Origin of the sequence: Bradyrhizobium hipponense, from assembly GCF_008123965.1 — a bacterium.
Classification (GTDB): domain Bacteria; phylum Pseudomonadota; class Alphaproteobacteria; order Rhizobiales; family Xanthobacteraceae; genus Bradyrhizobium; species Bradyrhizobium hipponense.
In genome coordinates this window covers 15,538-33,493 of record NZ_VSTH01000115.1, presented here as the reverse complement: position 1 = coordinate 33,493, position 17,956 = coordinate 15,538, and the positions used below count along the sequence as shown (strand labels likewise).

The window sequence follows — 17,956 nt, the reverse complement described above, 5'->3', positions numbered from 1 at the left end:
AACGCAACTGTAATGTTAGGTCTGCTTTCCCCTCGCGGAACGGCGCTTACGAGTACACGCCCTAGACCGGCCCCATGAACATGATTGGACTGCTCTCGGTCGGACCCTGGACGCAACTCGCGCAATCGAAAACTTCAACATCGTGCGCCCATTCTGCGAGGATGATTGCGAGAGTCCGCCAGCGTACCACGAGGATAGAAAGGACCAGGCTGCGCTGAAGGCTGGCCTCGATGACGTCAACAAAGCGCAATGGTTGAGCGCAGCGAACATAAAACGTAGCTATACCACGGCCAGGGCAGCCTGAGACCTCCGAGCGATTGAGAGACAGGGCCGCGGAGGCGGCTCATCTTGCCACCTTTCCTGCGGTCGACGTATCGCAAACTCTTCCGGTCATCCCTATGTTGCCCTCATGAAAAAGATCGGATTCCTCTCGTTCGGACACTGGACGCCCTCGCCGCAGTCGCAGACGCGTTCGGCCGCGGACACGCTGCTGCAATCGATCGAGCTTGCGGTGGCGGCCGAGCAGCTCGGCGCGGATGGCGCCTATTTCCGCGTGCATCACTTCGCGCGCCAGCTCGCTTCGCCGTTTCCCCTGCTCGCCGCGGTCGGCGCGAAGACCAGCAAGATCGAGATCGGCACGGCCGTGATCGACATGCGCTACGAGAACCCGCTCTACATGGTGGAGGACGCGGGTGCCGCCGATCTCATCGCAGGCGGGCGGCTGCAGCTCGGCATCAGCCGCGGCTCGCCCGAGCAGGTAATCGATGGCTGGCGCTATTTCGGTTATCAGCCGGCCGAAGGCGCGAGCGATGCCGACATGGGCCGGCGTCATGCCGAGGTCTTTCTGGACCTCCTGCGCGGCGAGGGTTTTGCAAAGCCCAATCCGCAGCCGATGTTTCCGAATCCACCCGGACTGCTGCGGCTCGAGCCGCATTCGGAAGGCCTGCGCGAACGGATCTGGTGGGGCGCGGGCTCGAACGCGACCGCGGTGTGGGCTGCCAAGCACGGCATGAACTTGCAGAGCTCGACGCTGAAGAACGACGAGACCGGCGAGGCCTTCCACGTGCAGCAGGCCGCGCAAATCCGTAGCTATCGCGCCGCGTGGAAGGACGCTGGCCACACCCGTGAGCCCCGCGTGTCCGTCAGCCGCAGCATCTTCGCGCTGATGAACGATCGCGACCGCGCCTATTTCGGCGGCGAGCGCGAAGGCGAGGACCAGATCGGCTTCATCGACCCGCGCACCCGCGCGATCTTCGGTCGCAGCTACGCGGCAGAGCCCGATGTACTGATCGAGCAGTTGCGCCAGGACGAGGCGATCGCAGAGGCCGATACGTTGCTGCTGACGGTGCCGAACCAGCTGGGCGTCGCGTACTGCGCGCATGCGATCGAAGCGATATTGACGCATGTGGCGCCTGCGCTGGGGTGGCGGTGAGGCCATCCGGCTTCTCGCACTCCGCTGTTTCCCTCGTCATTGCGAGCCAACGGGTCCGCGCGCGGCGCGGCCCGACGACAGGCTCCGCGAAGCAATCCAGACCGTCACCGCGGAGAGATTCTGGATTGCTTCGCTACGCTCGCAATGACGGAGGATGTTGAAGCGACACCGCGCCTACGAAGGTTGATGTAGGGCGAGCCCCGCGATGCCGGGCCCGCATCGATTCAACCAAGAACTCATCTCGCCCTGGCGGTGGCGCCACCCTGATGTCAGGCGGACGCTTCGGCTGGCTCCGACATCGTCACCCGGTTCTTGACGCTGGGACGCTGCTGCATCCTTGCGTACCAGGCTTGAAGCGCCGCGCACTCCGCGGGCACCGGCAGCTTCAGGAGATCGGCAAAGATCAAGCCGCCGATGAGGGTGATGTCGGCCATCGAGAAGGCCTCGCCGGCGACGAAGGGCTGGTTTTTCAGAATGCCATCGAAGTAATGCATGCCCCGCAGCGCCTTGTCGCGCTGGCGGAGGCCCCACTCGGCGTTCTGATAGATCTCGACGTCGGGACCAAGCCCCGGTGTGGCGTGGTGGAAGTAGACGCTGATCGCGTCGAGCAGCTCCAGCTCGGCGCGCTTGCTCATCATGTGGATCACGCCCCTTTCGCGCGGTGTCCTGCCGGTGAGCACGGGCGCGCCATCGAGCGCGTCGAGATATTCGGTGATGGCGGTGCATTCGCCGATGAAGGTGCCGTCCTCGAGCTCGAGCACCGGCAGCGTGCCCGAATAGTTCTTGGCCAGAAATTCGGGCTTCTTGTGCTCGCCCTTCCAGAGGTCGACCGTCACGAACGCAACGCGCGGCCGCAAATTCTTCTCGGCCAGAGCGATGCGCACGCGCGCGGGGTAAGGACCGGTGGGCCAGTCGTAAATCTTCATCATTGGACGGCTGCCTTCTCTACCTGCCACATGGTAGATAACCATAGCCCTTCAAAACCCGGCGGTCAAAACCTATCTGTCACTTGGTAGATAACGAGGCGGTGAGGCGGCGATATGAGTTCCAGTGCGCGCGAAGCCATCCTGGCGGCCGCCAAACGGACCGCACAGGCGCACGGCTATGGCGGCCTAAACTTCCGCGATCTTGCCGCTGAAGTCGGCATCAAGGCCGCCAGCATCCACTATCACTTCCCGAGCAAGGCCGATCTCGGCGCAGCGGTCGCCCGGCGTTATTGGGAGGACACCGCGGCGGCGCTCGAATCCATGCTGGCCGAAAACTCCGATCCCCTGCGCTGCCTGCAGCGTTATCCCGACATCTTCCGCAAGGCGCTCGAGAGCGGCAACCGCATGTGCCTGCACAGCTTCATGGCGGCCGAGCATGACGATTTGCCGGACGCGGTGAAGCAGGAGGTGCAGACCTTTGCCGACGTGAATGTCGCCTGGCTGAGCAAGGTCCTGTCCGCTGCGGCGCTGGCCGGTTCCGAGCAGAGCGAAGGGCGCGCCCGCGCGATCTTCGCCGCCATCGCCGGCGCCCAGCTGCTTGCGAGGAGCCGCTCGGATCTTGCGCTCTACGACGCCTTGATCGCCAGCTACCGCGCGGCCGGCCTGCTGCCGGCGTGACGGATGGGTGCGCCGCGTGTCTAGGCGACGTGCGTCGTAATCCTGGAGTGGCGGCGCGGCAGGATTGCGTGCACCATGGCCGCCGATTCGAACTTCGTGGACGCCTGCGGTCGCGGCGCCCATCTTGGTGCCGAGCACGATTTCGGGTGTCGAGGGAGGACATCATGCGTAAACCCGAATGCAATTTCGGCTAGCGTTGGCCGAAATGCATCATCATGCCGTTTTTCACGATCTCGTTCTGGTCGCGTTATCGATCCTGATCGCGGCGCTCGCCTCCTATACGGCACTGGACCTGGCGACTCGCATGCGAGCCGCTTCGGGGAGGGCCCGTCGATCCTGGCTGCTTGCCGCTGCGATCGCCATGGGCGGCGGAATCTGGTCCATGCATTTCGTCGGCATGCTGGCCTTCAGCCAGCCCGGACTTGAGATCTCGTACGATCCATTCCTGACCCTGCTCTCGCTGGCCATTCCGATTGTCGTCGCCGCCGCGGCCTTTGCCGTTGTCGCAGGACGCCCACAGGCGCTGCTCGTATCCGGTTTCGCTATGGGACTTGGCATCTCCGGCATGCACTACACCGGCATGGCCGCGATGCGAATGGCGGCCATCACAGAGTACGAGTCCCGCTGGGTTGTGCTCTCGATCCTGATCGCGATCAGCGCCTCGGTCGTGGCGCTCTGGCTAGCCTTTCGCAACACCAGCGCGGTCCAGCGCCTGTTCGCGGGCCTGGTCATGGGCCTTGCGATTTCCGGCATGCACTACGCCGCGATGCAAGGCGTCATGTTCCTGCCGACGACCGCCGCGGCCCAGGAGGCCGGACATCTCGCCGTCGGCCAGGCGCCGCTCGCGTTCCTGCTCGCCGGCATCACCATCCTGATCCTGAGCATCGGGATCGCGGCGGCCGTCTATGATAGGGCGTCCGCGGAGCGCGCCCAATACGAGGCCGACACACTGAGGCGCAGCGAAGAACGCTTTCGCCTCCTTGTGGAAGGTATCGCCGACCACGCGATCTTCATGCTCGACCCGGACGGGCGGGTGGGCAACTGGAACCTCGGCGCGCGCCGGCTGATGGGCTATGGCGACGACATCGTAGGGACGAGCTACAGCATTTTTCATACCGAGGAAGACCGCGCGGCCGGGGCGCCTGGGCGCGGTCTCGTCGACGCTGAGCGGGATGGGAAGTTCGCCATCGAAGGCTGGCGCGTGCGCAAGGACGGCAGTCGCTTCTGGGCGGAGGCGGCGATCGTCGCGGTCCGCAACGAAAGCGGCGCCATCGCGGGTTTTGCGAAGATCGTGCGCGACGTCAGCGAGAGGCGGCGCGCGCAGGAAGCGCTGGATCGGGCGCGCGAAGCCCTGATGATGTCGCAGAAGATGGAAACCATCGGCCAGCTCACCGGCGGCGTCGCCCACGACTTCAACAATTTGCTCGCCGCCGTTCTCGGCAGCCTCGAGCTTCTGAAGAAGCGCCTGCCGCCGGGCGATCCGAAGATCCAGCGCCTGGTCGAGAACGCGATGCAGGGCGCGGTGCGGGGCGCCTCCCTGACCCAGCGCATGCTCGCTTTCGCGCGCAAACAGGACCTCAGGCCGGCGGTGGTCGATGTCCGCGACCTCGTGCGCGGCATGGCATCATTGTTGAAATTCGAGCCCGGAATTCGTGTCGAGACGCTGTTTCCGATGCACCTGCCGAAAGTGACGGTCGACGCCAACCAGCTCGAACTGGCAGTGCTCAACCTTGCAGTTAACGCGCGTGATGCAATGCCGGACGGCGGCCTGATCACCATCGCCGCGCGCGAGGAGCAGGACGGAAGCGGTCGTTCGACCAGTGGCTATGTCGCGCTCTCGGTGAGCGACACCGGCTGCGGCATGGACGATGAGATCCTCAGGCACGCCCAGGAGCCGTTCTTTACGACCAAGGGCGTCGGCAAGGGCACCGGGCTCGGCCTGTCGATGGTCCACGGACTTGCCGAGCAGTCCGGCGGCAGGCTGGTCTTGAAGAGCCGTCCCGGCGAGGGCACGACAGCCGATATCTGGCTGCCGATCGCTGAGGAAACCGCGGCGCCGGAGCTGCGCGCAGAGGCGCCGGCGCCGGTTGCCCGGGCCAGCCGGCAGCTTTCCGTGCTGGTCGTTGACGACGACCTCTTGGTGCTCGAGAACACCGCAGCGATGCTGGAGGATCTTGGCCACATCGTGGTCGAGGCGCGCTCGGGCGATGAGGCGCTGGCCTTGCTCCGCCGCACGCGCACCGTCGACCTGGTCGTGACCGACTACGCCATGCCCGGCATGACCGGACTGCAGCTTGCCAGCGCTGTCGCCGCGGAGCGCCCCGAGGCGGTCATCCTGCTAAGCACGGGATACGCCGACATTCCCAGCGATGCGCGATCCAGCCTGCCGCGCCTGTCAAAGCCATTCGACCAGGCCGCACTTGCAAGGGCTATCGAGGCGGCGATGGACGAACAAGAGGCAACCGGATCCATCGTCGCCTTTCGGCCGAAGAGCGCATGAGTGGTGCGGTGATGAACGGCGCGCCGCGGCCGATGAAGATGGGCCCTATTGCTTTGCCGTGGTGCTATGACGCCGTGTGCGGGTCCGCACTGTGGATGCGATGAATCCCCGGAGCATCAGCGGCGGCCGCCGGAGCGTCGGTTCATTTCCTCCAGGAGGTCGCGCATCGCATCGAACTGCGTGCCGAAGCCTTTCCAATCTCCGGCCTTCAATCGCTCCACTGCTTGATTGTAGCGATCGAGCGCCTCTCGTGACTGACTTGGCGCCGGGCTGGTCGAGGGCATCTCTTCGGTCGTGCTTGAGACTGCCGGCGCGGCGCCGGATTCCAAGAACAGCGCTGACAAGGCCTCAGCCAGCGTCTCTTTCATCACGACGTGTTCGCCATAAGCTGCGATCACACGCTTCAGCTCCGGCAGATGCCCTTGCTGTGCCCGCAAATAGAGCGGCGATACATAGAGGATCGAGTTCTCGATCGGAATCACAAGCAGGTTTGCACCGCGTATCACCCGCGAGCCCATCTGGTTCCACAGCGTGAGTTGTTGTGAGATCTCCGTATTCTGATTGATCCGCGCCTCGATCTGGAACGGCCCGTAGACAAGCTTCTCCTTGGGGAACTCGTAGACGATCAATTTGCCGTAGTCGGGCGCGTCGCAGCGCGCGGCGAGCCACGCGATCATGTTGTCGCGCCGACTCGGGACCATGGGAAGCATGAGGAAGAACTCCGCCTGCGCTTCGCCAGGTAACCGCATGATGATATAGTAGGGGGTCATCGTCGAGACGCCGTCGCCACCCGGCTGGCGTGGAAACTGCCATAGATCCTCGCGATTGTAGAAAACGTCGGCTGCTTCCATGTGGTACACTTGATATAGTCGCGCCTGAATCAGGAACAGGTCCTCCGGATATCGAACGTGCTTCTGCAAGTCCGGTGGCATCGCCGTGAACGGCTTGAACAAGCTCGGAAAGATGCGCTGGTAGGTCGCCGCAATCGGGTCGCCTGAATCGATCAGATAGAACTCGACGGTCCCGTTATACGCATCGACGACAACCTTCACCGAGTTGCGAATATAGTTGAGATCGAAGTCCCGCACAGGCTGCGCGGCGGGGAAATAGGAACTCGTCGTGTAGGCGTCCTGCATCCAGAACATCCGCCCGCCGCTGATGACTAGATAGGGATCATGATCGAGCCTGAGGAACGGCGCGATCGTGCTCACCCGTTCCTGGATACTGCGCCGGATCATGATCCGGCTGTCGATCGTGATATAGTTCGTGAGCACAAGATTTGGGTCGTTGAAATAATAGGAGAACAGGATTCTTCTGCCCATTGTCCCGATCGGAACGCCGCCGGCGCCGTCGTAGGCCGCATAGGCGTTGTCTTTCCCTTTCGGATAATCAAACTCCGGCGTGCTGCCCTTGACGATGACGTAGTCGTCGCTCTGTTCGCCGAAATAGATGCGCGGCTCGCGGATTTTGGGACCGCCGTCTGCGACAGGAGGAATATCCCGCAAATAGAGCAGCGGCAGTCCTTCAGTGCTCTTGCGCGTGACCGGGCTCATCACCGCGCCATTGCCGTGCGTGAACAGCACATGGCGGTTAACCCATGTCTGGGCGTTCGACGGCAGCAACGAAGGCCGCAGTTCGCGGGCCGAGAGCATTACGCTCTGGTAGGAGCCATCGAGCCAGTATCGATCAACGTCAAGATCATGGAATTTGTAGTAGGTGCGAATTTCCTGCAGCTGCGCGTAGGTATCCGACAGGGGCAGCCAGTCCCACAGCCTTATGTTTTCGATTGTCGCCTTGTTGGATTCGAGTACCTCGGGGGTGAGCTTCTGTTCGGCCGCAAATGGCTTGGCTGCGATCTGATCGAGATTGTATGCCTGCCGCGTGAGCGCGATATTGCGTTCGATGTAGGGCCTCTCCAGCTCCAACTCGCTTGGTTTGACGAAGAACTGCCGGAACAGCACAGGGACAGCACCGGACAGCACGAACGTGCCGACGCCGACGAGCACGATCGCCACGGCGGGGAGCCGATAGGTGCGAACCCGGACGTTCGCCCACGCAGCAAGCGCCGCAATGATCGAAAGTCCGATCATCAGCCACAAGCCGGGCAGCCCAACATGCACGTCGGTGAAACTTGCGCCGACAACTACGCCGTTGTCGCCATAGAGCAACAGATAGCGGTCGAGAACATAGGACCAAGCCTTCACCGCGAAGAGACAGCCGAGCAGCGCTGAACCATGAGCGATCGCTGTCGGCGATATTGATCGGTGGTTGATGTCGTATTCGATGTCGCCACGCGCCCAATAGATCGTTCCGGCGAAAAGCGCGCTCAGAACGAGGGTGAGCAGCATCCAGTTCTTGATGAGGATATAAGCGGGCAGCGAGAAGAGAAAGAAGCCGATGTCCCTGTCGTAGAGTGGATCGGCCATGCCATAGGGCACTTGATAGAAATACTGCAGCAGGACGCTCCAGTTGCCGGCTTCTGGCGCCGCGACCAGCAGGGCGAGCAAACCCGCACCAGCCGCGATGACCCTGGGCCATTGCAATTGATCGCGCATGTACGCGAACAAGTCAGATGGCGGCGCGTTGCCCGCCAGTTTCGACAAGAAGGCGGCAACAGCTTGTGTCGGCTGCCGCTCGGTGAGACGCAGGGCAAGCAATCCGTTCAGCCAAAGCATGGCGGCGGTTGCCGTCAAAACGGCCACCAACAGCACGGCTTGGGCGCCGATGCTGGTCAAAAAGACAGGCAGATAACCGATCGAGGAAAACCACAGCCAATCGACGAGGAAATCGGTCGCGAGCTTGAGCAGGATCAAGCAAATCCCGACGACGAAGGCCGCAATGATGAGCCTCACCACGGCGTTTTGCCTTGGTGCCTTCCGCTCGGGTCCAGTGATCCCGATCGTCATGGTCGTATGATAGCGGAAATGAAGGACGCTTGCCGCTTGATTCATGCTGGGGATTGCGTGTCAAAGCGGACGGCGCTTTCCGCAGCTTCTGCGCACAGCCAGGGCGGTTGAGAATTGGGCCAAGATGCCTGCCCTATCGGCGGATCCGAACGCCGCGACGATCTCTGCTGCAAGCAGGGACTGGAAACATACCCAGCGCGAGAAGTGGAGGTGTTGCATTGCACTCCCGGTCAGTGACCCAGTGACGAAGAATTGAAGCTGGGAGATGACAGGCCTATGTTGATCTATGATCACGCAGCCGCCCATCGTAAGGCGAGGTTCTGCTGGAAGACTTACGGCGGATGGTCTGCCTACCGCATCGGAGGTCTGTCATGTCCATCGCTCCCACACTGCAAAAATATCTGGCGGCTGAAAACATCCAATACGACGAGATCCAGCACGAACCCAGCATGTCGTCCACTCGTACGGCTCAGGCATGCCATATCTCCGGCGATCGTCTCGCCAAGGGCATCGTGTTGCGGCGCGACGACCAATACATTCTCGCCGTTGTGCCCGCATCGCATCACATTCGCCTGTCGGATCTGCGGACAACGCTCGGCAACAACGTCGATATGGCGAATGAGGCCGAGATCGATCAGCTGTTCCGCGACTGCGCACACGGCGCAGTTCCTGCCGTTGGCAAGTGCTACGGGCTCGATGTCATCGTTGACGATAGCATCGAGACACAGCCGGAGATCTACATGGAAGCCGGCGATCATGAGACCCTGCTTCGTCTCACTCACGCGCAGTTTGCGCACCTCACGGCGAACGCGCCGCATGGGCGCTTCAGCGCACACGTCTGACCACCTCAAATCCAGTAGTGGAGATCTGCCATGAAAGTCAAAGAAGTGATGCACAAGGGTGTCGACTGGGTCAGCCCCGACACCCCGATCACCGAGATCGCGAAGTTGATGCAAGGGCACGACATCGGCTGCATTCCGATCGGCGAAGACGACCATTTGATCGGGATGGTGACCGATCGCGACATCGTCTGCAAAGGTCTTGCGAACAAGAACTTCAATGCCGCGCGCATGACAGCGCGGGATGTGATGACTGAAGGCATCCATTGTTGCCGCGAGGACGATGACCTCGCAAAGGCGGTGCATCACATGGAAACACTGAAGGTCCGCAGGCTGCCGGTCATCAACAAGAGCAAGCGGATGGTCGGCATGATCAGTATGGGCGACATCAGCCATTCCGCATCAAGCGATTTGCTGTCCGAGTGCGTCAAGGGCGTGTCGGCCCATCATTGAAGCAACGCCGGCTCGATTTCGGAACTTGGTCGGATCGCTCGCAGACCCGCGCGGCCGGTGAGCGCGGCCGCCATGGCCACGCGGCCAAGCACGAAGCTGCTCCGCCGTCTTCTCGCCCCCATTGTCATTCAGGGAGTTGAGCGGGGCGGCGTTATGGTGGGCAAAGTTCCCAAAGGTTCCGTGTGATCGTCCGACGTCTTCCGCAACACGACTCTCGTCACTCTCTTTCGCGCCGCGCGCTCCTGGGTGGGCTTGTGTCTGCAGGCAGTGCGCTCACGCTCGGAGGATGCGCAGGCCTGAGCGCGACCGGCGCGCGCTACGACGCGTCGTCCCTTTCCGTTGACCCCACATTGCTCGTCGCTACCACGCGCAAGCCCGTGAACGGCGGTCGCACGAAACCCTGGTTCGGGCCGGAGCGCGCGACCAGAATGACAGTCGCGCAGGCAAAGCTGGTGGTGCCGGACGAGAGCCGCCTTTCTCTCGCCTCGGTCGGACTTGGCGATTGGCGGCTTGATAGGGTCGAACCGGTGTCGGCCGAAATTGGCGATCTCCTGGCGCAGGCCGGCGGGGGAGGAGACGTGCTGATCTATGTGCACGGCTTCAAGCAGACATTCGAGACCGCGGCGCTCGATGCCGCCCATCTCTCCGATGGGATCAGGTTCCGCGGCCGGACCATGGTGTTCGCCTGGCCCTCCAAGGCAGGACTGTTCGACTACGCCTATGACCGCGACAGCGCGATGTGGTCCCGCGACGATTTCGAACGCGTGCTCTCTTCCCTCGTGTCGGCTTCAGGCGGCGGCCGGGTGCACATCGTTGCGCACAGCATGGGTACCATGCTGGCGCTCGAAAGCCTGCGGCAGCTCTATGCGCGATACGGCGACACTGTTACGAGCAGGATCGGCGCGGTCGTGTTTGCCGCGCCTGATATTGACATGGACGTGTTCTCGTCGGCGATTCACCGCATCGGTCCGCTGGCCGGCAAGATCACCGTGATCGCCTCAACGAACGATCGCGCACTGGCGTTGTCGGGGCAAATCGCAGGTGGAATGACCAGGGTCGGCGCCGCCGAGAAGGCTGCCATCGAGCAGCTCGGCGTGCGCGTGGTCGATGCTTCCCAGGAAGGCTGGGGCCTCATCAACCACGATCTGTTTCTATCGAATGCGGAAGTGCAGCGGGTGATCCGCCGCTCGATCGACGGTACGGCCGCGTAAAGAAGGCATCTGCACCGGGCCATGGGACGTGGGCGGTCAGCATCAAAGCTCCGAGAGCCAGCCGGAGTACACTGTCGTGCTAAAAGACCGGTTCGGTCCAAGCCATGATCGCCTGGCTACGCCCTGCCGGCCCCGCGTCAGCTGGACAAGACTCGCGCTCCGCTCGATCCGCTCCGCCGGCTTCCTGGTTGCCGAAATTGTTCGACTGTCGCTTCTGATTTATTGTCAGGCGACACTTTCGACGGTTTCCCGCGGTTCGCGGGAGGGCTGTCGCTGGCATGATCCCGAGGCGCGGGGAGGACGCCGATGCATCCGCACAATCGCAAGAAACTCGAAGACCGAGTGAGGAGAGCGGCTGAGGCGGCCCTTGCAGCCCGGAAGTATGTGAGTCCGGTTGATGTGCTGGTGGGAATCGGATGGCTCGATCCCGGTGCACTTAAGCGTTGGCAGCAAGGACAGCTCGGGTATCTCGAGGAAGCCGTGCAAACCAATCTGCCGCGCATTTCCGAGGCTATGAAGCTGTTTCGGTCATGGGCGGCCGCGAAAGGGCTGAGGCCAAGCGAGACGGCCTACATCGCGCGGACGCCGGCGCGGCAGATGCTGCGCTTCAGCAAGAGCGGTGATCCGGCCATCGAAAAGCTGTACCGCACTCATTGGATATCGGGCGACCTTCCGGAGAAAAAGCAGAAGCGCCTGGTGGAGAGGGCGAGCCGTGCGCCTGAGCTTGTCGTGATCCAACCGCTCAACGACGCCTGGAAATGCCACCGCTGCGCTGGAACGGGCGATTTTCTCATGATGGAGGCGCCTGGTCCCGTATGCCTGCGATGCGCGGGTCTTGACGACCTCGAATTCTTGCCCGCCGGGAATGCGCTGCTCACGCGTCGAGTCAAGGCGAACAGCGCCCGGCATGCGGTGGTGGTGCGCTTCAGCAGGAGCCGGCGACGCTATGAGCGACAAGGCCTGCTGGTCGAACACCGCGCTCTATCGGAAGCGCAAACTGAACTGGAGCAGCACAACCGCGAGTGTTCGTGAGTGTCTTAACGCGCGATTGTCTCGGGCAGGAGCCCCATCAAGCGCAGGATCGGCAGGTTTTGGAGTGCCCAGTTTTGTACTGAAATGGCGCGCCAAGGCGGATGGAGATGGGCACTATCGCTTCGCCATGGCGCTATGATGCAGCAGCCCGCAAACCGCCCCCCCCCGCGGACTTGCGCTATGCGTCACGGACGCCGCCTTCGATCTTTGGAGGGTGGTTAACCTTCCCGGCATGTCCCACATCGCGTGCCCGATCTTGAACCCTTTGGGCAGTCAGATCGTCCAAGACATTACGGTGCGGCTTTCAGAACAAGCCAACTGACTAGACATCACCAAGATGCTGACCCGATCAAATTTGCACTGTCTGATCGTCCGGGCAGCTTTGATGGTAGGCCCAAACGTTCGATGCAGGAAGCAAGATGGCGGCGGCCCATGAGCGGACGGACGGCTTGGCCCGATGGGTCGTGCTCGTCGCTTTACTTTGCCTTGCGATCGTTCTGATCTGCGTATGGGTGTTGACTCGCGACTACTGGATTCCCGCTGTCCTCGCTTCATCGGCGGTCGGTCTGGCGGCTGGTATCGCCTGCCACGAATTTGGACATTTGCTGTGCGCCCTGCTCCTGTCGGTGCCGGTCCAATTGGTTTCGATCGGCATCGGCCCAGTGCTGGGACGCGGCCAAATAGGCAAGATCCGGTTCGAGTTGCGTGCAGTGCCTTGTGCGGGCTTCGTGCGGTGCTGCCCGCAGCCGATCGTCCGCAGGTCTATGCTGTTATTTCTGCTCGGCGGAGTGCTGGGAAATGCCGCACTTATCGGCCTGGTGAGCGCACTCGCTCCGGCAGTCGTGCCGGACCCGGGGCACGATTACCTCAGGCCAATCGTGCTCGTCCAATATTACTTCATCATCGTGAATTTGGCGCCCTTTTGGACCACGGCGGGCGGTGTCCGGACCGGCACCGATGGCCTGCAGCTTCTGCTGCTCGCGGCCGGAACCATGCGCGGCGCGCCCCGGTAGATTTCCGGCATGTTCGCCAGTGCAATCATGGGAGCCTATGCAGGCCTCCTCGTATACTTCCTATCTTTCTCAGGCTGGTTGTCGAACTCCAACGCCTGGAGGGTTGCGGGATCGATTGCAGCAGGCGCAATGCTGGCCTTCTTCGAATTACGGGCCCGGCGCAAATCCGAGAATTCGAGGCGAGCTACTATTCCAGGGTAGCGGTGTAACGCGAACTTGTCCGCGGCGCCGTCGCGCGAACAGGCCATCCTGGCCCTTTGCTGAGAGAGGACGTGATCCCGGCGACCGGCAAGACCAAAGCCGAGATTGCACAGCTTCTCGGCATTTCACGGCAGCATCTCTAGGATGTTTTGCGCGAGCGCAAGCCGTTCTCTCCGGCGGTTGCGGTTCGACTCGGCAAGTTGTTTGGCGATGGCGCCGGGGTCTGGGTGCGCATGCAGGCGGCTTACGATACTTGGCACGCGGAACGCGAAGAGGATGTGAGCGGCATTCCCACGCTCCGTCCCAGAGCCGCATAAGCGTGGGCGCCGCCCTAGCGACACTGCAATAGGCGCATCACTGGCTGCAATTGGCTCCCCGCGCCTATCCGCGGCTGCTTTGTTGTAAGAGATCGTAAAATGGCGCGGCATTCAGAGCAAAACCACGAACTCATATGTAATTGAAATTACTATATAAATTCAAGCTGCTGGGGAGAAGCGAAGCACTGAAGGCGACCACATCCCCCCAACTGTTTCCGGCGAGTTTATGATGGACGTGGTTTAGCGACCCGCGCAACGGCCGCGCTCGGAGTTGCCCAGCACCAGAGCCAGCTGGGTTAGAGGCCAAATTCGAGACTGGCGTATGCCCCGAGGGGCGGCTCGTTGGCCGACCGCGAGGTCGCTTGTTCGCAGCTGTCCGGTTTTCCGGGAGAAGCGAAAAGCGGACGCTAGCTCTACTACTGGTTTACCGTGGGTAAGCTTTATGCAATGAACGATGTCACCGCTCGAACGAATGCCGACGCCTTGACCGAGAGAAGCCTCCCTCAAACAAAGACTCGAGAAAGCCCGCCACGCACGGATGTCGGGACGATAACGCTCCATTGGGCGACCGCGCTCGCTTTCGTCGTAAGCCTCGTTACCGGCATACGCATCGCAGCGGACGCGCTGCGCGCTCCCTTCTCGAAATGGCTCGCTCCGGTCCTGCCTCAGGGCGAGATCTTTTCCTGGCATTTCCTCGCGGGGCTCGCCGTCTTCTTCTGCGGGTCGGCCTACGTCGCCTACCTCGCGCGCGGCGGCCTCGTCGAGCGCAACAGTCTCAAGAAGACGCGGATCCTCGCGATGCGCGCTCCGGCTCGCCTCAAGTGGGGAGCCGTCAACATCATCCTGCACTGGTTCGTCTATGCGCTCGTGATATTCCTCACGGGGACGGGCGTCATGATGTATCTCGGCTACGGCGGCTGGTGGGCTTATCTCCACTCGACCGCCGCCTTCGTCGCGCTCGTCTATATCTTCGCGCATGTCGCCGCGCACTATCTCTATGGTGGCTGGCTGCAGATTTTCCGCGTGTTTCGGCCGACGCCGCTCGCGATCACGAAGGCCGTGCGGCCAAGGCCTCTTCTCGTCGCAGCTGCAATCGGGGTGGCAGTCGCGTGCGGCGTCGCCGGGCTCGACTGGGCGACGCGCGATGCGCTCGTCGTCGCGCGGGTGAGCGACGCGCCCAAGCTGGACGGCGCCATGGGCGATCCCGCCTGGTCGCGCGCACGCCCCGTCTTCATCCGCACGCAGCAGGGTGCCAATCTCGACGGATCGGGCGAATCGCTGGTGGAAGTGCGCGCCCTGCATGACGGGCAGAAGATCTATTTCGCCTTCCGCTGGGACGATCCCACGCGCTCCCTTCGCCGCATTCCGATCATCAAGAAAGAGGATGGCTGGCACGTCCTCGACGAGCGTGCGGGCCTGCAAGACGCCGTCGACTTCTACGAGGATAAACTGGCGGTCATTTTCTCCGATAATCCATCGCTTGGCGGCGCGGGCGCGACGGATCTCGGCGCCAACCCGCTGCCCGGCAAACCGATGCCGATCAACGGCCGGGGCTTCCACTACACGACGGATGGCAGCTACATAGACATGTGGCAGTGGAAGGCGTCGCGCGGGGGCATGCTCGGGCGTGTCGACAGCCAATATATCGGTCCGCCCTACGCCCCGACCTTGGACGAGCAAAATTACGATGCCCGCTACCAGGGCGGCTATTGGAACAAGCCCGGTCGCACTCTTTATTCGTATAACTTCAAGTTCATCCACAGGAACGACAAAGGGCCCGTCACGGTTCTGCGGCTTCCCAAGGACTGGAAGGCGCAGGTCGCAGCCCTTGGCAAATTCGATCTCAATCCCAACAGCAGCGACGACGAAAACGGCCGCTGGTACATGTTCGACCGGGAGAGCGAACCCTACACTCCAGAGGCCGACGCGAGGATTCCCATTGGCACGATCCTGCCCGGCGTGATCATTGCCGGCGACAACGACGGAGAGCGGGCCAATGTCACCGGGGTTTCAAGATGGAGCAACGGACATTGGACGCTCGAGCTGACGCGCAACATGAAAAGCGATGGCAGATATGACAAAGCCTTCGTGCCAGGCCGCGATCTCTACATGTGGGTTGCTGTCTTCGACCATGCACAGACGCGGCATGCGACCCATAACCGCCCGGTGCTTGTCGTCACGGAGAAATAGGCACCTCATGGGCGGCGGCGAGTTCGACCGGAGGACACCACGGCGCGGCTGTGCTGAAGCATGGCTTCGCCCTCATCCGCGCATCGCATTCTGGCTCGGCGAGCAGCAGCCTGCTCGCGGAAATTCGCAGCGCCCAGGGGCCTCGCGATGAAGGGGCATTGTCGGCTCGTCCTCAACGGCAAGCTCGTCGAAGCCCGCGCCGGCGAAAGCTTGATCGACGCGGCGCTCGGCGGCTCGATCCTCATTCCACACGACTGCAGATCGGGACAATGTCAGAGCTGCCGCGTGACGGTCGTTTCGGGCGCGGTCGATGACGGCGGCTCGGGCCATGGCCGCACTGTGCTCGCCTGCCAGGCCGCGGTCGCAGGCGATGCGGAGATCGAATTCGAAGAATTGCCGCTACCGATGAAGCGAGCGGGCGCCGTCACCGAGATCAACGAGCTCTCGCCGGAGATCGCCGAGGTCGTGCTGACGACCTCTGCGCCGCTCGAGTTTCGGCCGGGCCAATATGTGCGCGTCAAGTTTTCCGGCTATCCTGCGCGCGAGTTCAGCCCGACCTTCAGGCTCGATGGCTCCTTCAAGCAAGTCGAACTCGTCTTCCACATCCGGCGCCTGCCTGACGGCACCGTGTCGGGGCAGCTCGGCAAGACCATCAGGCCAGGCCATGCGGCGCATGTGCAAGGCCCATTCGGACAAGCCTATCTGCGGCAGGGCCAGGGGCCGCTGGTGCTGGTCGCCGGCGGAGCAGGCTGGGCCCCGATCTGGGCGCTCGCCCGCTCGGCGCGCTCGACCCAGCGCAACCGCGAGATAACGGTCGTCGCCGGTAGCCGGGATGCCGATAACCTCTATATGCTTCCCTCGTTGCAGTGGCTGATCGACGACGGAGTCCGCGACGTCATTGCGACGACGGAGGTCGGATCTATCCTGCCGATCAGGCCCGGGCGCCCATCGCACTACCTGCCCCTGCTCGGGCTGGAGGATACGGTCTACGTCGCCGGCCCCGTTGGTCTCGTCGAGATCGTGAAGAACAAGGCGCGCTCGGCCAATGCGCAATGCTACGCCGATCCTTTCCTGCCAAGCTCTCAAACCTCATCGCTGATGGACAAGATCACCCATCTATGGCGAAGCCGAGAGCAGCCTTATCGCCCCGGTCTTTGAGCCGATGCCGAGCTCAGCAGCGCCGGTGGCCAGCGAACCCCGGCGGCTCACGGCTTGACGGGCAGACTACCGAGGCTGGTGATGACGTCGGCCGCCTTCTGCGTATCGGCAAAGCGTAGAAAGGCCAAGGCGTCCGGATCCTGCAATGTTTTCAAATAGATCAGCGCCAGCACCACGCTCGAGGGATAATCCGGGTCGGTCGGGTAGTGACCGTTCACGCGAAGCACTGTGAGCCCCTGTTCCAACGGCCGTGAGAAGGGACCGAAGCCGATTGCGCCTTGAACATCGCGAACCGTCTCGATCGCTTCCTGTGTGGTCGTTGCCGTCTTCGATTTCTCGGTGATCTCGAGATCATGCCAGCCGGGCATGCTGGCCCGTAGCACGGTGAGAGTGCTGTCCTGGTCCTCGCGCCGCACGACGCGGATGCGCATATCGGCTCCGCCCAGCTCCTTCCAATTCGCGAGGCGGCCCGAATAGATCGCAACGAGCTGATCGCTTGTGACGGCACTCACTCCGCAGCCGGGATGGACGATGAAGGCCGAGGGCAGGCGGGCGATCGCCTTGTAGACGATGCCGGAGGCCGCTTCGGCGTCGGTTAGGCGGCGTGCGACGCGCCCTAAGATCGCCTTGCCGGATCCCACGGCCGCGATGCCTCCGCCAGAACCGATGCTCGGCGGGATCTCGACCCGTGCCGATCCTTCCTGCTGCATGAAGCTCGCGGCGATGACGCGCAGGACATCGATGCCGTCTCCGGTCCCGACGATGTCGAGCCGGCGTGTTTCGGCGCCAGCGGCATTGACCCCCGCAATGCAGAGGCCCAAAATTGCTGCCGTGATCCTCGCAAATGCCATTGCAAACCCCTTCGAACCACGAGGTGCGCAATCTGGCAAAGAAACCTAAACCATCTGTTGTCGCAACGCCGTGCCTTTGGAATCATCTGTGGCGGACAGAAAGCACAAAATTTGATGGTTTCGAAAAACCGTTTGTTAATTAGTCAACCACAAATAGCCGATAAATAGACGATATTGAATGGTTCGCTCGCCTAAGGTCGCCCTGGAACACGCTCAGGGGCCTCAGTGAGCGACATTGACCGGCCCCGC

The 17,956-nt window shown here is 62.4% G+C and carries 13 protein-coding genes and 1 pseudogene; 11 read left to right on the top strand and 3 right to left on the bottom strand.

Annotated features, from left to right (window positions below):
• Nucleotides 1-409 precede the first annotated feature (409 nt).
• On the top strand, nt 410-1,432 hold the full coding sequence (locus tag FXV83_RS30290) for an LLM class flavin-dependent oxidoreductase (RefSeq protein ID WP_148743249.1): 1,023 nt from the start codon (nt 410-412) through the stop codon (nt 1,430-1,432).
• Nucleotides 1,433-1,701: 269 nt separating this feature from the next.
• Here FXV83_RS30290 and FXV83_RS30285 read toward each other — a convergent pair whose 3' ends face one another.
• A complete protein-coding gene (locus FXV83_RS30285) occupies nt 1,702-2,358 on the bottom strand; it encodes a glutathione S-transferase (protein ID WP_187436269.1) in 657 nt (218 codons plus the stop codon).
• Between the two features lie 114 nt (nt 2,359-2,472).
• On the opposite strand from FXV83_RS30285, the gene FXV83_RS30280 reads away from it, so the two are divergent.
• Entirely contained in the window at nt 2,473-3,036 is a 564-nt protein-coding gene (locus FXV83_RS30280) for a TetR/AcrR family transcriptional regulator (protein WP_148743248.1), read from the top strand.
• Between the two features lie 205 nt (nt 3,037-3,241).
• Nucleotides 3,242-5,536, top strand: coding sequence for an MHYT domain-containing protein (locus tag FXV83_RS30275; protein WP_148743247.1), 2,295 nt, complete (start codon nt 3,242-3,244; stop codon nt 5,534-5,536).
• Nucleotides 5,537-5,652: 116 nt separating this feature from the next.
• Here the strand turns inward: FXV83_RS30275 and FXV83_RS30270 are convergent, their stop codons facing one another.
• Entirely contained in the window at nt 5,653-8,442 is a 2,790-nt protein-coding gene (locus FXV83_RS30270) for a UPF0182 family membrane protein (protein ID WP_148743246.1), read from the bottom strand.
• Between the two features lie 371 nt (nt 8,443-8,813).
• Here FXV83_RS30270 and FXV83_RS30265 point away from each other — a divergent pair, with 371 nt between their 5' ends.
• The 8 genes and pseudogenes from FXV83_RS30265 (at nt 8,814) to FXV83_RS30230 (ending at nt 16,856) form a co-directional block, all read left to right on the top strand.
• The gene (locus FXV83_RS30265) at nt 8,814-9,284 is read left to right on the top strand and encodes an aminoacyl-tRNA deacylase (RefSeq protein ID WP_187436267.1); all 471 of its coding nucleotides are present in this window, start codon (nt 8,814-8,816) and stop codon (nt 9,282-9,284) included.
• A 30-nt stretch (nt 9,285-9,314) separates the two neighbouring features.
• Nucleotides 9,315-9,734: a CBS domain-containing protein gene (locus tag FXV83_RS30260; RefSeq protein ID WP_148743245.1), complete on the top strand. Its 420-nt coding sequence runs from the start codon at nt 9,315-9,317 to the stop codon at nt 9,732-9,734.
• A gap of 182 nt (nt 9,735-9,916) precedes the next feature.
• Nucleotides 9,917-10,945, top strand: a complete 1,029-nt coding sequence (locus FXV83_RS30255) for an alpha/beta hydrolase (protein ID WP_148743244.1) — start codon at nt 9,917-9,919, stop codon at nt 10,943-10,945.
• A gap of 306 nt (nt 10,946-11,251) precedes the next feature.
• Nucleotides 11,252-11,977, top strand: a complete 726-nt coding sequence (locus FXV83_RS30250; protein ID WP_148743243.1) for a hypothetical protein — start codon at nt 11,252-11,254, stop codon at nt 11,975-11,977.
• Between the two features lie 419 nt (nt 11,978-12,396).
• Complete coding sequence (locus tag FXV83_RS30245) at nt 12,397-12,990, top strand: site-2 protease family protein (RefSeq protein ID WP_148743242.1); 594 nt, start codon at nt 12,397-12,399, stop codon at nt 12,988-12,990.
• 257 nt (nt 12,991-13,247) lie between these two features.
• Nucleotides 13,248-13,508 (top strand): annotated as a pseudogene (locus FXV83_RS44380) (HigA family addiction module antitoxin).
• 447 nt (nt 13,509-13,955) lie between these two features.
• A complete protein-coding gene (locus tag FXV83_RS30235) occupies nt 13,956-15,698 on the top strand; it encodes an ethylbenzene dehydrogenase-related protein (RefSeq protein WP_148743241.1) in 1,743 nt (580 codons plus the stop codon).
• Nucleotides 15,699-15,845: 147 nt separating this feature from the next.
• Nucleotides 15,846-16,856, top strand: a complete 1,011-nt coding sequence (locus FXV83_RS30230; protein ID WP_148743240.1) for a 2Fe-2S iron-sulfur cluster-binding protein — start codon at nt 15,846-15,848, stop codon at nt 16,854-16,856.
• Between the two features lie 47 nt (nt 16,857-16,903).
• On the opposite strand, the gene FXV83_RS30225 is transcribed toward FXV83_RS30230, so the two are convergent.
• Nucleotides 16,904-17,707, bottom strand: a complete 804-nt coding sequence (locus FXV83_RS30225; RefSeq protein WP_148743239.1) for a substrate-binding domain-containing protein — start codon at nt 17,705-17,707, stop codon at nt 16,904-16,906.
• Nucleotides 17,708-17,956: the final 249 nt, after the last annotated feature.

Bases quoted from the DNA above. Each gene is read 5' to 3' on its own strand.
- FXV83_RS30290 (WP_148743249.1), top strand. From the start codon at position 410: ATGAAAAAGATCGGATTCCTCTCGTTCGGACACTGGACGCCCTCGCCG.
- FXV83_RS30280 (WP_148743248.1), top strand. From the start codon at position 2,473: ATGAGTTCCAGTGCGCGCGAAGCCATCCTGGCGGCCGCCAAACGGACC.
- FXV83_RS30230 (WP_148743240.1), top strand. From the start codon at position 15,846: ATGAAGGGGCATTGTCGGCTCGTCCTCAACGGCAAGCTCGTCGAAGCC.
- FXV83_RS30235 (WP_148743241.1), top strand. From the start codon at position 13,956: ATGAACGATGTCACCGCTCGAACGAATGCCGACGCCTTGACCGAGAGA.
- FXV83_RS30265 (WP_187436267.1), top strand. From the start codon at position 8,814: ATGTCCATCGCTCCCACACTGCAAAAATATCTGGCGGCTGAAAACATC.
- FXV83_RS30260 (WP_148743245.1), top strand. From the start codon at position 9,315: ATGAAAGTCAAAGAAGTGATGCACAAGGGTGTCGACTGGGTCAGCCCC.
- FXV83_RS30250 (WP_148743243.1), top strand. From the start codon at position 11,252: ATGCATCCGCACAATCGCAAGAAACTCGAAGACCGAGTGAGGAGAGCG.
- FXV83_RS30285 (WP_187436269.1), bottom strand. From the start codon at position 2,358: ATGAAGATTTACGACTGGCCCACCGGTCCTTACCCCGCGCGCGTGCGC.
- FXV83_RS30275 (WP_148743247.1), top strand. From the start codon at position 3,242: ATGCATCATCATGCCGTTTTTCACGATCTCGTTCTGGTCGCGTTATCG.
- FXV83_RS30245 (WP_148743242.1), top strand. From the start codon at position 12,397: ATGGCGGCGGCCCATGAGCGGACGGACGGCTTGGCCCGATGGGTCGTG.
- FXV83_RS30270 (WP_148743246.1), bottom strand. From the start codon at position 8,442: ATGACGATCGGGATCACTGGACCCGAGCGGAAGGCACCAAGGCAAAAC.
- FXV83_RS30225 (WP_148743239.1), bottom strand. From the start codon at position 17,707: ATGGCATTTGCGAGGATCACGGCAGCAATTTTGGGCCTCTGCATTGCG.